General features: G+C 63.6%; 15 protein-coding genes. 6 read left to right on the top strand and 9 right to left on the bottom strand.

Annotated elements, in window-relative coordinates; all coding sequences use genetic code 11:
* Positions 1-5 precede the first annotated feature (5 nt).
* Both ACN9M3_RS12000 and ACN9M3_RS11995 read left to right on the top strand, forming a co-directional pair.
* The gene (locus ACN9M3_RS12000; protein ID WP_426322663.1) at positions 6-671 is read left to right on the top strand and encodes an OmpA family protein; all 666 of its coding nucleotides are present in this window, start codon (positions 6-8) and stop codon (positions 669-671) included.
* Between the two features lie 63 nt (positions 672-734).
* Positions 735-1,328, top strand: a complete 594-nt coding sequence (locus tag ACN9M3_RS11995) for a DUF3617 domain-containing protein (protein WP_426322661.1) — start codon at positions 735-737, stop codon at positions 1,326-1,328.
* Here ACN9M3_RS11995 and ACN9M3_RS11990 read toward each other — a convergent pair.
* Both ACN9M3_RS11990 and ACN9M3_RS11985 read right to left on the bottom strand, forming a co-directional pair.
* Positions 1,309-2,148, bottom strand: coding sequence for a branched-chain amino acid aminotransferase (locus ACN9M3_RS11990; RefSeq protein WP_426322659.1), 840 nt, complete (start codon positions 2,146-2,148; stop codon positions 1,309-1,311). The two genes, ACN9M3_RS11995 and ACN9M3_RS11990, sit on opposite strands and share 20 nt — an antisense overlap.
* 41 nt (positions 2,149-2,189) lie before the next feature.
* Positions 2,190-3,275: a porin gene (locus ACN9M3_RS11985; protein WP_426322657.1), complete on the bottom strand. Its 1,086-nt coding sequence runs from the start codon at positions 3,273-3,275 to the stop codon at positions 2,190-2,192.
* A gap of 71 nt (positions 3,276-3,346) precedes the next feature.
* Between ACN9M3_RS11985 and ACN9M3_RS11980 the strand changes: the two genes are divergently transcribed.
* Together ACN9M3_RS11980 and ACN9M3_RS11975 are read left to right on the top strand one after the other, a co-directional pair.
* Complete coding sequence (locus ACN9M3_RS11980; RefSeq protein ID WP_426322655.1) at positions 3,347-4,624, top strand: acetyl-CoA hydrolase/transferase family protein; 1,278 nt, start codon at positions 3,347-3,349, stop codon at positions 4,622-4,624.
* Between the two features lie 64 nt (positions 4,625-4,688).
* Positions 4,689-6,110, top strand: coding sequence for a phospholipase D-like domain-containing protein (locus tag ACN9M3_RS11975; RefSeq protein ID WP_426322653.1), 1,422 nt, complete (start codon positions 4,689-4,691; stop codon positions 6,108-6,110).
* A gap of 38 nt (positions 6,111-6,148) precedes the next feature.
* Here ACN9M3_RS11975 and ACN9M3_RS11970 read toward each other — a convergent pair whose 3' ends face one another.
* The 3 genes from ACN9M3_RS11970 to ACN9M3_RS11960 are packed head-to-tail and all read right to left on the bottom strand — an operon-like array spanning position 6,149 to position 8,519.
* Positions 6,149-6,958: a metallophosphoesterase family protein gene (locus ACN9M3_RS11970; RefSeq protein WP_426322651.1), complete on the bottom strand. Its 810-nt coding sequence runs from the start codon at positions 6,956-6,958 to the stop codon at positions 6,149-6,151.
* Positions 6,958-7,860: a diacylglycerol/lipid kinase family protein gene (locus ACN9M3_RS11965; protein ID WP_426322649.1), complete on the bottom strand. Its 903-nt coding sequence runs from the start codon at positions 7,858-7,860 to the stop codon at positions 6,958-6,960. The genes ACN9M3_RS11970 and ACN9M3_RS11965 overlap by 1 nt, the downstream gene beginning before the upstream one ends.
* Positions 7,857-8,519, bottom strand: a complete 663-nt coding sequence (locus ACN9M3_RS11960; protein ID WP_426322647.1) for a phosphatase PAP2 family protein — start codon at positions 8,517-8,519, stop codon at positions 7,857-7,859. Before ACN9M3_RS11960 ends, ACN9M3_RS11965 begins: the two co-directional genes overlap by 4 nt.
* Before the next feature lie 108 nt (positions 8,520-8,627).
* Between ACN9M3_RS11960 and ACN9M3_RS11955 the strand changes: the two genes are divergently transcribed.
* The gene (locus ACN9M3_RS11955; protein ID WP_055934969.1) at positions 8,628-8,852 is read left to right on the top strand and encodes a hypothetical protein; all 225 of its coding nucleotides are present in this window, start codon (positions 8,628-8,630) and stop codon (positions 8,850-8,852) included.
* Here ACN9M3_RS11955 and ACN9M3_RS11950 read toward each other — a convergent pair.
* On the bottom strand, positions 8,849-9,751 hold the full coding sequence (locus ACN9M3_RS11950; protein WP_426170966.1) for a LysR family transcriptional regulator: 903 nt from the start codon (positions 9,749-9,751) through the stop codon (positions 8,849-8,851). The genes ACN9M3_RS11955 and ACN9M3_RS11950 overlap by 4 nt on opposite strands.
* 102 nt (positions 9,752-9,853) lie before the next feature.
* Between ACN9M3_RS11950 and ACN9M3_RS11945 the strand changes: the two genes are divergently transcribed.
* Positions 9,854-10,870: a zinc-binding alcohol dehydrogenase family protein gene (locus tag ACN9M3_RS11945; RefSeq protein WP_426322644.1), complete on the top strand. Its 1,017-nt coding sequence runs from the start codon at positions 9,854-9,856 to the stop codon at positions 10,868-10,870.
* On the opposite strand, the gene ACN9M3_RS11940 is transcribed toward ACN9M3_RS11945, so the two are convergent.
* The 3 genes from ACN9M3_RS11940 to ACN9M3_RS11930 all read right to left on the bottom strand — a co-directional run bounded on the left by ACN9M3_RS11940 (position 10,867) and on the right by ACN9M3_RS11930 (position 13,175).
* Positions 10,867-11,427 carry a hypothetical protein gene (locus tag ACN9M3_RS11940; protein ID WP_426322642.1) on the bottom strand — a complete coding sequence of 187 codons (561 nt, stop codon included), beginning with the start codon at positions 11,425-11,427 and terminating at the stop codon, positions 10,867-10,869. The two genes, ACN9M3_RS11945 and ACN9M3_RS11940, sit on opposite strands and share 4 nt — an antisense overlap.
* 113 nt (positions 11,428-11,540) lie before the next feature.
* On the bottom strand, positions 11,541-12,263 hold the full coding sequence (locus ACN9M3_RS11935; RefSeq protein WP_426170960.1) for a hypothetical protein: 723 nt from the start codon (positions 12,261-12,263) through the stop codon (positions 11,541-11,543).
* A gap of 15 nt (positions 12,264-12,278) precedes the next feature.
* A complete protein-coding gene (locus ACN9M3_RS11930; RefSeq protein WP_426322640.1) occupies positions 12,279-13,175 on the bottom strand; it encodes a ribose-phosphate pyrophosphokinase in 897 nt (298 codons plus the stop codon).
* Positions 13,176-13,252 lie beyond the last annotated feature (77 nt).

The raw sequence follows: 13,252 nt of genomic DNA, 5'->3' as shown, positions 1-13,252 counted from the left end.
AGCTCATGCCTCATAAAACCCTTGCTGCCCTGCTGATTGCCGTGCTCGCCACAACCGGCTGTGCGGACATGAGCGCCACCCAGCGCGGCACTGCCACCGGCGCCGGCGTCGGCGCCGGCATCGGCGCCGTGCTTGGCGCCGCGACCGGTCCAGGCGGCGGCAAACGGGCGGCCGGCGGTGCTGCGATTGGCGCGGCAGTCGGCGCCGTGGTCGGCAACGTCTGGTCCAAGCGCATGGAAGCGCAGAAGCAGCAGATGGAACAGGCCACCCAGGGCACTGGCGTGCAAGTCTCGCAAACCGGCGACAACCGCCTGAAGCTGGAAATCCCGAGCGATATTTCGTTCGATACGGGCCGTTCCGACATCAAGCCCGACTTCCGCCCGATCCTGGACCGCTTTGCCACCACGCTCAATGAAAACCCGGCGACCACCGTCAGCATTGTCGGCCACACCGACAGCACCGGCAACGCCAGCGTGAACCAGCCACTGTCGGTCGACCGTGCAGCCCATACGCGCGACTACCTAGCCACGCGCGGCGTATCGCCGACCCGCATCGTGATCGAAGGCCGCGGCGAGCAGGAGCCGATCGCCTCCAACGACGACGCAGCCGGCCGCGCACGCAACCGCCGCGTGGAAATCTTCGTGGCCGAGCCACGCCAGCCGCAAGGCTAAGCAAGCCGCATCGGCCCGGGGCATGGCGCTCCGGGCCGCGCATCCTGCCCCCAAGGAGCCCGCATGAAAATCCAAGCCTTCTTCCTGCTTTGCCTGGCCGCCGCGCCGGCGATGGCGCAGACCTTGAAACCGGGACTGTGGGAGCTGGATAACCGCATTGCCTCGGCCAGTCCCGAAATGATGGCCATCATGGAGGCAGCCCAGCAACAGATGGCCAATATGGCGCCGGAACAGCGCAAGGCCATGGAACAGATGATGGCGCGCCACGGCGTCAACCTGGGACTGGGCGCTAACGGTGGCGTCAAGCTCACCTATTGCCTGACCAAGGACATGGCCGAGAAGCAGGATCTGCCGGCCGGCCAACCCGGCCAGTGCACCACTACCCGCACGCCCGTGCCGGGCGGCCTGAACGTGACCTTCAATTGCACCCGGCCGCCGTCCAGCGGTAATGGCCAGGTGATCTTCAACGGCAATACGGCCTACAGCATGCGCATGAACGTGAACAGTTCAGCGCAGGGCAAGCCGCAAAACATGGTGGTGGAGGGCAGCGGCCGCTGGCTCAGCGCCGACTGCGGCAGCGTGGCGCCGCCGGCGCCCGCTGCACCGCCCAGCAAGCCCGGGCCGGATTTGCAGGCGCCTACTCGCCGCGCTCAATAAAGGCCCAGTACAGCTCGCGGGCCTTGGTGGCGACCGGACCAGCCGGCAGTTCACGGCCGTTATAGCGCACGCAAGGCGTGACCTTGCCGAAGTTGCCGGTGTTGAAGATTTCGCTGGCGCGATCGAGCTCTTCCGGCTTGACGGTACGCTGCTCGACTTCGATGCCGGCTTCGGCCAGCAGCTTGATCACGCGGGCGCGGGTAATGCCGGCCAGGAAGGTGCCGTTCAGGGCCGGCGTCACCACGTTCCCCTCCGGCGTTACGAAGAACAGGTTGGCGGTGGCGAACTCCGCCACATTGCCCTGGCTATCGCACACCACGGCGTTGTCGCAGCCGCGTTCTTTCGCTTCGCGCAGCACGCGGGTCGAATTGGCATACAGCGCGGAGGCCTTGGCATCGGTAGGCGCCATGTCCGGGTCCGGACGGCGCATGGCCGACAGGCAGGCCGAGAAACCTGTGAATGGCGGCACCGGTGCGTCGAACAGGGTCAGCGCGAAGGCGGATTTTTCAGCGACCGGGATCAGCAGGCCATCGGTGGCAAATACCAGCGGGCGGATGTACAGCTCGGCATCGGCAGGGAAGCGTGCCACGCCCTCTTTCACCAGCTCCTCCATTTCATCCACGCTGAGCGGGCATTCCAGGCCCAGGCTGCGCGCCGAGCGAATCACGCGCTCCAGGTGCGGGCGCAAGTCCGGCAGCTTGCCGCGCATGGCGCGCGCGCCGTCGAATACCGAGGAGCCGAGCCAGACGCTGTGGTCCATTGCGCCGAACAGTGGCGCATTGCCTTCCGCCCAGTTTCCATTGAAGTAAGTCAGATACATAGTGTTCCCCGCTGAAAGTTCCAGCTTGGGAATGTAGCACATCAGAAAGCGTGGCGCAGGCCGAAGGTGATGGCGCGGTTGCCCTTGCCGGTTTCGGTCGCGGTGCCGGCGGTATAAGCTGCGTTGTTGCGGTTACGGATATGGGCGAGGGAGGCATGCAGGGCGGTGCGTTTGGACAGCGAATACACCACGCCGACAGCCGCCTGGTCGGCATCCTGGTTGGGGGGGCTGCGATCGTCCTTGTGGATGAAGGAAGCCATGTAGGTGGTGCGGCCGCGGGTGTAGGAAATGCCTGCCAGCATATCGTGGCTGTAGAGCGAGGGCGTGTTCAGCGTCAGCGCGCCATACGGGTTGGCCGGGTCCCACGGCGAGCTGCCGAGGCCGCGATTGATGCCATAGGCCGCGAAGACGGTGGTGGCGCCAAAGTTCAGGTTGGCCGCCACCAGGGTATTGCGGGCGGAAAGGTCGACCGGCTGCGTGGTGCCGACCGCTTCGATCGGATTGCGCTTGCGCTGGTGGGCGATGCGGACATTGAAGATGCCGTTGGCAAAGCCCAGCGTCGCGCCGTATGCCCGGTTGCGCGAGGTGCTGAATTCGGATTCGCCGAAGCTGTAGATGGCGCTGGCATTCCATTGGTGGCCGGACGGCGTGCGGTATTTGACGGCATTGTCATAACGCTTGGTGGTAAAGCCCATCAGGTTGGTAGCGGTACCGGCGAGTCCGCCATGGAAGGGGTCAGCCACCTCGGCCAAGGTTTCGTATTGCAGGTTGTACTGGCGACCGAGCGTCAGCATGCCCCACGTCCCATCGAGCCCGACCCAGGCCTGGCGCCCCAGCAGGCGGCCTTCTTCGGAGCGGCCGGTATCGTTCTCGACGCCGCCTTCCAGCGTGAAGACGGCGGAATTCCCGTTGCTGCCCAACGGTTCGCGCCCCGTGATGCCGATGCGCGAGCCTTCCGCTATGCCGGGGGAAACCTTGCTGCCGGCACAGCCCTCCTTGCAGCCGCGCTCCAGCACCACGCCGGCATCGACCACGCCATAGGGCTGGACGCCTTGTCCCGCCGGCGGTTCCCTGGTCTGCGCCAGCGCCAGTGCGGGCATTGTGAGCAGGATGGCAAGAGCTTTCATGCTTGTCAGCTTAGGGTAAGCACGGTCATGCAATCTGTGCGCACACAAACAAAACTATTCGGAGACCGCGTATGTCCAGCAAGCGTTGCAGCGCCGCCGACGCCATTCGCCTCGTGCGTGATGGCGACATGATCATTGTTCCTACCGGCGCCGGCGAGCCGCCGGCCCTGTTGACCGAACTGTCGGCGCAGCGCCGCAATTTCAAGGGCGTACAGGTGGCGCAAATCCTGGCCATGCGCAAGTACGATTACTTCGACCAGGAAACGGCGCACCACGTGCGGCATTGCGCGCTGTTCTTCGGCGGCGCTTCGCGGCCGGCGGGCCAGGCCGGCTGGGCAGGCTTCATCCCGGCGTATTTCTCTGAAATCCCCTCCTTGATCGAGCACGGGCAGATGCCCGCCGACGTGGTCTTTGCGCTGGCATCGGAAATGGACCAGCACGGCAACTTCTCGCTCAGCCTGGGCGCCGACTACACCATGGCTGCCCTGCAGAAAGCACGTGTCATCGTGCTCGAATCGAATCCCAACGTGCCCTTTGCGCACGGCCAATGCCACATCCATATTTCGCAGGTGACGGCGGTGGTGGAAAGCGATGCGCCGGTGATCGAAGTCGGGCTGCCGAAGATCGGACCGGTGCAGGAGGCGATTGCCGCCCATGTGGCGCCGATGATCGAAGACGGCTCGACCTTGCAGATCGGCTATGGCGGCATTCCCGACGCGGTGGTGATGCAACTGACCAGCAAGCAGGACCTGGGCATCCATACCGAAATGATTGGCGACGGCATCCTCAAGCTGGTGGAGTGCGGCGCCGTGACCAATCGCCGCAAGAGCTTCATGCCCGGGCGCATGGTGGCGACCTTCGCGCTGGGCTCGCGCAAGCTGTACGATTTCATGCACCACAACCCGATGCTGGAAATGCACCCGGTCAGCTTCAGCAACGATCCCTATATCGCCGGGCAGAACGACAAGCTGGTATCGATCAACGCCAGCCTGCAGATCGACCTGCTGGGACAGTGCGGCTCGGAAAGCCTGGCGCACCTGCCCTATTCCGGCACCGGCGGCCAGGTGGACTTTGTGCGGGCAGCCAATCGTTCTCGCGGCGGCAAGTCCTTTATCGTGCTGCCGTCGACCGCCAGGGAAGGCAGCATTTCGCGCATCGTGCCCACCCTGTGCGCCGGGACACATGTGACCACGAGCAAGAACGACATCAACTACGTGGTGACCGAATATGGCGTGGCACAATTGCGCGGCAAGTCGGCCAAGCAACGCGCCGAAGCGCTGATTTCGATTGCGCATCCCGATTTCAGGGGCGAATTGCGGCGTGAAGCAGCCCGGCTGAACTACAGCTGACTATGTTCGGCAGCGAACATTCAACCGTTCGCTGCTGTCTTAGACTGGCCTTCGGAGGTGCCCCATGAAGGCAAGTCGTTGGCTGGCTTTTATCCTCGCGGGCTGGACGCTGCTGGCCTGCGCTTCGTTGCCGGAGGTCGATGCCGACCAGGCCAAGCCACGTGCGGGCACCGTGCCGCAAGTCATCACCGCCAAGGGCAAGCTGCCGCGCCAGACCACCGAACAACTGCTGAAGAAACGCTGGGCCAAGTCCACGCTGGACCTGAAAGCCCAGGCGGCCCTGGAGGAGTCGGCAACCGGGGTGCCGCTTATTGCCGGCAACAAGGTGCAATTGCTGTTCGATGGCCCGCAGACCATGGCGGAGATGATGAAGGCCATTGCGGCAGCCCGCGACCATATCAATTTCGAGACCTATATCTTCGACCAGGATGAACTGGGGATGAAGTTCGCCGACCTGCTGATCCAGAAACAGCGCGAAGGCGTGGTGGTCAATGTGATCTACGACAGTGTCGGCACCATCGGCGTGCCGCAGGAATTCTTTGACCGCATGAAGGAAGGCGGCGTGAAGCTGCTGGCCTTCAACCCGGTAAATCCTGCCAAGGCGCGCGGCAACGGCTGGAAGCTGAATGCGCGCGACCACCGCAAGATGCTGATCGTCGATGGCAAGGTCGGCTTCACGGGCGGGATCAATATCAGCGATACGTACTCGAAGAGTTCACCATTCCGCGGCGGCTCCGGCGGCGTGGGTTCGGGCGCCGGCGGCGGGTCCGGCCCGGGGCGTGAAAAAGGCGAAAATGACGTCGGCTGGCGCGACACGCATGTGCGCATCGAGGGGCCGGCCGTGCAGGCCATGCAGTGGTTGTTCGTGCAAGCCTGGATCGAGCAGGATGCGGACGACTTGCGCGACGCCAAATACTTCAGCCAGGTAGCGCCGGCGGGAGACAAGGTGGTGCGCGTGCTGGGTTCGCGGCCTGAAGGACATTTTGAGATCTACAAGGCGCTGCTGCTGGCGATGCAGGAAGCGAAGAAGTCGATCCATATCACCTGCGCCTATTTTGTGCCGGATGACCAGACCCTGGAGGCGCTGACCGATGCCGCCCGGCGCGGCGTGGATGTGCAGCTTGTGCTGCCCAGCGTGTCGGACAGCGGGCTCGTATTCCACGCAGGGCGGGCGTTCTACCAGCCTTTGCTGGAAGCTGGCGTGAAGATCTATGAGCTCAAGCTGTCGGTGCTGCATGCGAAGACGGTGGTGATTGACGGCGTATGGTCCACTGTCGGCTCAACCAACCTCGACCGGCGCAGCTTCCTCCACAACAGTGAAGTGAATGTGATCGTGATGGGCGATGTGTTCGGCCTCGAGATGGAAAAGGCGTTCAAGGAAGACCTGCACAATTCCCGTGAGATCACGCTGGTGGAGTGGAACAAGCGGCCGATCTCCACGCGTCTGAAGGAGTGGCTTGCCCGCGTATGGGACTACTGGCTCTGAGGTTTGATATGCATTGAAGCTCGCCACCTTGGCGTGCTTTAAGCAGCTGGGCGCCAGATGTCACCCACACGGCAGAAGATATCGGTAGCAGCCAAGGCGAAGCCGCTTCCTTCGCGCCAGCTGTAACGCTCAACCTGGATTTCGTCGTGCTGTACGCGCAGCACGTTGAATGAATTGGTCTCCCCCCGGCTACGGGTGGAGGTGGCAGTGCCGGCCTGCACCACCAGTGCGGCATAGCCGTCTATCTCATAGCGCTCAGAAGTATTGTGAGTGTGGCTGGTATGCAAGTGCCCTGCCAGCAGCAAGTCCACGCCGCAGCGCGCGAACGTTTCCATCGCCATTGGCGCGCGATCCACGATATCGTCATTGTCCTTGTGCGGTGGCAGGTCGAAGGGGTGGTGAGTCACGACAACCCGCGTGACGCTGCGCGGCAGGCGCGAGAAGCGTTGCCGCAAGTATTCGACCTGGCGGCGATTGACGCGGCCATCCTTGAAGGTCAGCGAGCGCGCCGTGTTCAACCCCAGCACGGCAATTTCATCGTCGACGAACTCTGGCGCGAGGTCGCGCGTGATGTAGCGCCGGTATTTGACCAGCGGCTGGAAGAAGCGCGCTGCCACGTTATACAGGGGAATGTCGTGATTTCCCGGCACCACGATCTGCGGCTGGGGCAAGGTGTCGAGGTAGTGCCGTGCCTGGCGGAATTGCGCGCTGCGGGCACGCTGGGTCAGGTCGCCGGAAGCCACCACCACGTCCGGCCGCAAATCCCCGATCAATTCGCGCAAGGGCGCCAGCAAGGCGTTGTCCACGCGGCCGAAATGCAAGTCGGAGATATGGACCAGGGTTCGCATCACTTCTCCAGAGGGCGCGGCACGAGCACCGGCAAGGCTGCCGGGCGGATCCGGTAACGCAAAGGCGGGGCCATGACGGACACCTCGCCATCGGTCGCCACCCGCAAGCGGCGGTGGCGGGTCTCGATCACCATCTCGCCGGCCTGGAATACATGGAACTCGCGCGACTGGCGCAACCGTCCGAACAGCGCGCGCAAGGCCAGTTTCAGCAAGCCGAAACGTGTCGGCCGCTGGGCCACGTAGACGCTCAGCGTGCCGCCATCAATCCGTGCCCGCTCGCCGATGTTGAATCCTTGCATATGGTATTCATTATTGCCGATGAAAACGAAGGGCGTGCGCCGCGCATGGCCTTGTTCACCAAGGGTCAGGCGCACGCTGAGGAAAGGATAACGCTTCAGCGCGGCCAGCGTCGCCCAGCCGAACGCAGTCCACTTGCCGCGCCCGAGGCGGCGCTGCTGCCGCTGGCGATCGCGCACGATGTCCGGGTAGAGCCCAAGGCTCGAGTTGTTCAGGAAGATGCGGCCATTGACCTCCCCGACGTCGACCATTGCCACGTGGCCGGCAGCCAGGTTGGCAATGGCTGCGTCGAGCTGGGGCGGGATGCGCAGGTCGCGCGCAAAATGGTTCAGCGTCCCCATCGGCAGGACGCCGAACATGGCGCCGCTATCGAGCACCACCGAGGCCACGGCATTGACCGTGCCGTCGCCGCCTCCCGCCACCACCACTGGCGCGCCGGCGGCCAATGCTGCCCGGGCGGCCTCCATCAGATGATTGAGGTCGGCGGCCAGCGTGATGTCGGCATCCAGTCCGTGGCTGGCGAAACGCGCGGCCAGCGAATCGCGCCACGGCAGGCCATATCCGAGGCCAGCTCCAGCGTTGATGATGACGGCCATGCGGCTCATCGGCGCTCCCGGTGCCGGCGCAGGCTGGACACCGCCGTGACGCAGATGGCCAACCAGCCAAGCCCCTCCGCCACCGCCGCCAGCACATCGCTCAGGAAATGCACGCCGAGATAGACGCGGCTGAACCCGACCAGCGCCACCATCGCCACTGCGCCAGCAAGCAGCGCCGCGTGCTGGGCCGCGCCGCGGGCACGCGGCCACAGGTAACAGGCCAGCACGCCATAAAACACGGTTGCGGCCAGCGTATGGCCGCTGGGAAAGCTGTAGGTCGGCAAAGTCAGCAGGGGCGCGTCGAAGCTGGGCCGCACGCGCTGGTAGCTGTACTTGAGCAACACGTTCAGCACCATGCCCGGTGGTACGGAGAGCAGCAAGGTCAGCAGCCAGTAATGCGCCTGGCGCCGCCACAGCTGCCAGGCAAACAGCAGCGTCAGGAAGGCAATGCCCGCCACGCTGTGCAGATGACTGACCGCCAGCATCAGCGTAGTCCAGGGCTCGCTGGCGCGAACGTGCAGCCATTGGGAAACGCTGATATCGAGTGCGGCCAGCCGGGCGCCGGGTCCCATCGCAGCGCCGGCAATCGCATCAAACACGGCCGCGGCGCTGAGCAACAGGAGCAGGCCGGCCACCAGATGCAGGGGAAGTCGGATCGTATCTCTCATACAACGCTTAATAAAAAAACCTGATATTTCATCCAGTACTGTTGATTCATACAGTATTTGTGTTATTCTAATCACTCGTTAAACACATCACAGCAAAAGGAATTCGTCATGACCACTATGCACAGCACCTTCGGCTCCCGCTTTGGCCTGGAATATGCCCCTATGTCTTTCCTGGTTCGCTTCGGCAAACGCGAAGTGCTGGTGTGCCGCGACTTCCGCAAGCGCTTCTACGCTGTGAACCCGATCATCGAATGCGACACCGGCGTACAGCCTGGCCACCTGGAAGTACTGCTGTTCAGCCGTTGGCTGCTGATCTTCTCCAAGGCCCACTAAGCTTCAGTCTCGCATAGCTGTTCATACCGAGCGCGCAAATAGTCGCGCAAACGAATCACGACGGGCGTGACCTGCGAGCGATGCATGCAAACCAGCTGTAATGGCACCTCTTCACCCATTACATCTGGTAGCAGCATGCGCAAGCGACCGGCCTTGAGGTCGGCGGTCACGTCCAGCCGTGATTTATAGGCAATCCCCAGTCCCGCTACCGCCCAGCGGCGCACCAGGTCGGCATCATCGCTGCTGCGGTTGCCCCTGACCTGCACGACTTTGCCCTGGGCGGGGAAGGCCCAGCGGTCATACAGCACATCATCCAAAGCAAAGCGCAAGCAATTGTGCCGCGCCAACTCATCCAGGTTGGCCGGGGCGCCGTGCCGGCGCAGGTAGTCCGGCGAGGCCACCAGGGTGCGTCGATTTCCTGGCGCAACAGGCATGGCAACCAGACTTGAATCATCGAGCTTGCCATAACGCAGGGCCAGGTCTACCGGCTGGCGATACATATCGGCAACCCGGTCGCTGACGTACAACTGCAGGCTGATGGCCGGATATTCGGCCTGGAAAGCGTCCAGCCAGGGCAGCAGCACGTTACGGCCCACATCGGACGGCATCGAAATTTTCAATAAGCCCGCCAGCTCCTGCTGGCCTTGCCTGATCGCCTCATGTCCTTCGCGCAACTGGCGTACCGCTTCGCGCGCGTGCCCCAGGTAATGCTCGCCTTCCGCCGTCAGGCGCAGCGAACGCGTGGTGCGGGCAAACAGCCGCAGTTGCAGTTCGTCTTCCAGCCGCTTCAAGGCTGCGCTGGCCAGGGCCGGCGAGATGTCGAGCGAACGCGCCGCCGCTGACAGGCTGCCGCGGTCGGCCGTGCTGACGAAGACTTCCAGATCGTCGAGGCGCAGCATTTTCAGCATTCCTTTGAAAGTGTTTCCATAATTTTAGTCTTTTTCGCGAAGCCGTGATGATCGAAGATAGCGACATCACCACTTTTGACGAAGGACATCACAATGAAAGCTGTTGCCTACCGCGCCTCCCTGCCCATTGACCACGCCGAAGCGCTGGTCGACATCGAATTGCCGGCACCGGTTGCCAGCGGGCGCGACCTGCTGGTCGAAATCAAGGCCGTTTCCGTCAACCCAGTCGATACCAAGATTCGGCGCAACGTCGCTCCCGCCGAAGGAGAACACAAGGTGCTCGGTTGGGACGCCACCGGCATCGTGCGCGCGGTCGGCCCGGAGGCGACGCTGTTCAAGCCGGGTGATGAAGTGTGGTACGCCGGCGCTCTGGGCCGCTCGGGCACGAACGCCGAACTGCACCTGGTTGACGAACGCATCGTCGGCCATAAGCCTTCCAGGCTTGGCTTCGCCGAAGCGGCTGCCCTGCCCCTGACCGCCATCACCGCCTGGGAATTGCTGTTCGACCGCCTTGGCGCCAGCCGCGACAAGGCGCGCGAAGCCGGCAAGTCCCTGCTGGTGACGGGCGCCGCCGGAGGCGTCGGCTCCATCCTGGTCCAGCTTGCACGCCAGTTGACGGGACTGACCGTGATCGGTACCGCTTCGCGCGCTGAAACTGCAGACTGGGTCAAGTCGCTTGGCGCGCACCACGTTATCGACCACAGCAAGCCGTTGGATGAAGAAATCGGTCGCCTCGGCCTGCCGCCCGTCCACTACATCGCCAGCCTGAACGAGAGCGAACGCCATTTCGCCGCGCTGGCCGAACTGGTGGCACCGCAAGGCAAGTTGGCCCTGATCGACGATCCTGCGCATATCGACGTGCGCCTGCTGAAACGCAAGAGCGTATCGTTGCATTGGGAGTTCATGTTCACGCGCTCAATGTTCGAGACCGACGACATGGCGCAACAGCATGCGCTGTTGAACGACGTGTCGCGCCTGGTCGATAGCGGCGTGCTGAAAACCACGCTGGGCGAGCGCTTCGGCGCCATCAACGCAGCCAACCTGAAACGCGCACACGCCCTGCTCGAAAGCAATCGCGCGCGCGGCAAGATCGTGCTGGAAGGGTTTTAAGCTTCAGCGGCGGCACGCGCGGCATGCGCTGCCGCGCTCGCCTCGCCGGCCTGTTCGATCGCGTGCAGTTGCTGGCGGATTGCCAGCGCGCGGCGATCATGCGCATCGACCAGGTCAATTAAGGATTGCGAAAGCCGGCACGCCTCCCTGACCGTGGCATCGAAGCGGTCGCGGCCCCGCGTCAGCATGGCCGACTGGTAACCGACTACGCTGAACATTTCGCAGATATCCAAGCACAGGTCACGCAGGGTGCGCATGGAAGCGCAAGCGCCTTCGATGTCGGCGCGCATCTTGCGGTCAAGGTCGATGAACTCGGTACGCGCGTATTCATGGGCCGATAGTTGCGACACCGTGCCTTGCCAGCGCTGGATGCGGCGGCTGATGCGATTGATGTTGGCATTTTTCTGGTGCAGCATCAACGCGTATTGCCAGGCCAGCAGGGCCAGCGGCAGGCAGGCCAGGAAGCTTGGCAAGCCCACGCCCCGCATTGTGGCTTCCATTTTTTTGCAGCGGCGCAGGAGCGCACCGAGATTGCTGCCAAGGGATTGGTTGCGCATGGCCGTCCTCCCGACGATCCGCCGTGCAAAGGCATGGCGCGACAAGCCAAGTATAGGCAGCACTGGGCCGGCGGGAATATACCCCGGCTTGACGCAGATTAAAGGTGCAGCGATTAAGCGCCGTTGAGCCAGGTTTGCTCGTGGGCGCGTTCACGGCGGCGGCGCTCGGCCGGAGAGTCGAAGTCGCGCAAGAACTGGATGTGCTTGCGTTCCAGCGCCAGCATCTCGCGCTCGATCGCGTCGATTTCAGCGCGGTCCGCCGAATGGTTCATGTAGTTGGCGCGTTCGCGCTGGATCCGTTCCTGCTCGTCCTTGATGGTCTGCAGGCGCCCCTCGCAACGCTGCACGGTGCGGCGCAGCTTTTCCGGCGTCAGGCCCTGGTCGCGCAAGTCGGTCTGCACTGCCAGGTCGCCGCGCACGGCGTTGGTACGCTTCTGCAGTTCGGCGATTTCCGCGTTGACCTCGTCGATGGCCTGGGCGTCCTTGGCCGCGTAGGCGTTGCGGCGGCGCTCCCCCAGCAGGGCCATTTCCGCTTCCAGCACTTCGTACTCGTCGCGGAAGGGGCGTTCGAAATTGCCCAGTTGGGCGCGGCAGGACTCGAGCTGCTTTTCCAGCGCCACCACTTCCAGCTGCAGTTTGGCGACCGGCATGTCGAACCGGCGCTGGGCGCGCTCCTCCATCGCCTTGTTGGCGGCCAGCAGGCGCGCCTCGTAGCGCACGGTTGAAAACTTCTTGCGTGCCTCTTCCTCATGGGCGGCACGCAGCCTGCGCTCGTAGGCGCGATAGGCTGCGGGCATGCGCAGCTTGCGATACCAGTTACGAATCCAATTCCACATAGGCAGGAATATAGCCTAGCCTGCGCCTTGTGTCATGCCTGCCAGGGCCGGGGCCAGCAAGGATGCGACAGGAATGGCGTTGCTGCTGTGCGGGACGGTGTCGCAGCTGGCAGTGCGGGCCACGCCGGAGGCTTGCAGATCTTCATAGGCGCTGCCTGCGAACAGGGGGTGGACCGCGACGCATACGGGAGGCGGCAGGCCGGCCCGACGCACGTGGCCCACGGCGGCAATCATCGTGCGGGCAGTGGATGCGATATCGTCAACGATGACGGGGGTGTGGTGCAGCCAGCGTTCGGTGTCCGGCACCGATACCTCCACGTCGTGGTCGCCGCGACGCACTTTTTCCAGCACGATGAAGGGGCAACCGGCGCCGCGCGCCACTTCGGAGGCCCATTGTTCGCTTTCCGAATCCGGCCCGATCACCAGCGGCTGCGGCACATTGGCCGCGATCCATTGCGAGATGGCAGGCGCGGCGCGCACCACGCGGGTCGGGATCGTGTAGATCTCGGCCAGGTCATGGTGGCGGTGCAAGTGCGGATCGATGGTCACCATCCAATGGAACACGCCCGACACCAGCCGCGCAAAATGGGCAGAGGTGATGCCTTCGCCGGGGTTGAAGATGGCGTCGTGGCGCATATAGGCCAGGTATGGCGCCACCAGTCCTACGCTGGCCGCGCCCAGGTCGCGCGCGATGCTGGCGGCGAAATACAGGGGCATGAAACGATCATCCGGCCGGTCCAGGGTGCACACCAAGACCACCTGGCGGCCTTTCACTTCCGAGTGGTAGCGCACGTAGGATTCGCCGTCCGGGAAGCGCCGCACCTGCAAACTCCCCTGCTCCCAACCCAGCAACGCCGACAGTTGCGCTGTCATTGCCTCATTGCCGGGCAGTGCGAACAGGATAGGCTTCATGGCGATTCCCCTCTAAGTAGTGACTTTTATTCTAGCCCCCAGGCCGCGATTTGTGCAATTCAAGCATTATTTTTGAC

Origin of the sequence: Pseudoduganella sp. R-43, from assembly GCF_049913255.1 — a bacterium.
Lineage (GTDB): Bacteria > Pseudomonadota > Gammaproteobacteria > Burkholderiales > Burkholderiaceae_D > Rugamonas.
Note: the sequence above shows the minus strand (reverse complement) of the source record. Positions and strands in the feature narration are given on the sequence as shown.

Excerpts from the sequence above, each read along its gene's own strand:
- ACN9M3_RS11985 (WP_426322657.1), bottom strand. The coding sequence starts at position 3,275 with ATGAAAGCTCTTGCCATCCTGCTCACAATGCCCGCACTGGCGCTGGCG.
- ACN9M3_RS11935 (WP_426170960.1), bottom strand. The coding sequence starts at position 12,263 with ATGTGGAATTGGATTCGTAACTGGTATCGCAAGCTGCGCATGCCCGCA.
- ACN9M3_RS11970 (WP_426322651.1), bottom strand. The coding sequence starts at position 6,958 with ATGCGAACCCTGGTCCATATCTCCGACTTGCATTTCGGCCGCGTGGAC.
- ACN9M3_RS11965 (WP_426322649.1), bottom strand. The coding sequence starts at position 7,860 with ATGAGCCGCATGGCCGTCATCATCAACGCTGGAGCTGGCCTCGGATAT.
- ACN9M3_RS12000 (WP_426322663.1), top strand. The coding sequence starts at position 6 with ATGCCTCATAAAACCCTTGCTGCCCTGCTGATTGCCGTGCTCGCCACA.
- ACN9M3_RS11975 (WP_426322653.1), top strand. The coding sequence starts at position 4,689 with ATGAAGGCAAGTCGTTGGCTGGCTTTTATCCTCGCGGGCTGGACGCTG.
- ACN9M3_RS11955 (WP_055934969.1), top strand. The coding sequence starts at position 8,628 with ATGACCACTATGCACAGCACCTTCGGCTCCCGCTTTGGCCTGGAATAT.
- ACN9M3_RS11940 (WP_426322642.1), bottom strand. The coding sequence starts at position 11,427 with ATGCGCAACCAATCCCTTGGCAGCAATCTCGGTGCGCTCCTGCGCCGC.
- ACN9M3_RS11950 (WP_426170966.1), bottom strand. The coding sequence starts at position 9,751 with ATGCTGCGCCTCGACGATCTGGAAGTCTTCGTCAGCACGGCCGACCGC.
- ACN9M3_RS11995 (WP_426322661.1), top strand. The coding sequence starts at position 735 with ATGAAAATCCAAGCCTTCTTCCTGCTTTGCCTGGCCGCCGCGCCGGCG.
- ACN9M3_RS11980 (WP_426322655.1), top strand. The coding sequence starts at position 3,347 with ATGTCCAGCAAGCGTTGCAGCGCCGCCGACGCCATTCGCCTCGTGCGT.
- ACN9M3_RS11990 (WP_426322659.1), bottom strand. The coding sequence starts at position 2,148 with ATGTATCTGACTTACTTCAATGGAAACTGGGCGGAAGGCAATGCGCCA.
- ACN9M3_RS11945 (WP_426322644.1), top strand. The coding sequence starts at position 9,854 with ATGAAAGCTGTTGCCTACCGCGCCTCCCTGCCCATTGACCACGCCGAA.
- ACN9M3_RS11930 (WP_426322640.1), bottom strand. The coding sequence starts at position 13,175 with ATGAAGCCTATCCTGTTCGCACTGCCCGGCAATGAGGCAATGACAGCG.
- ACN9M3_RS11960 (WP_426322647.1), bottom strand. The coding sequence starts at position 8,519 with ATGAGAGATACGATCCGACTTCCCCTGCATCTGGTGGCCGGCCTGCTC.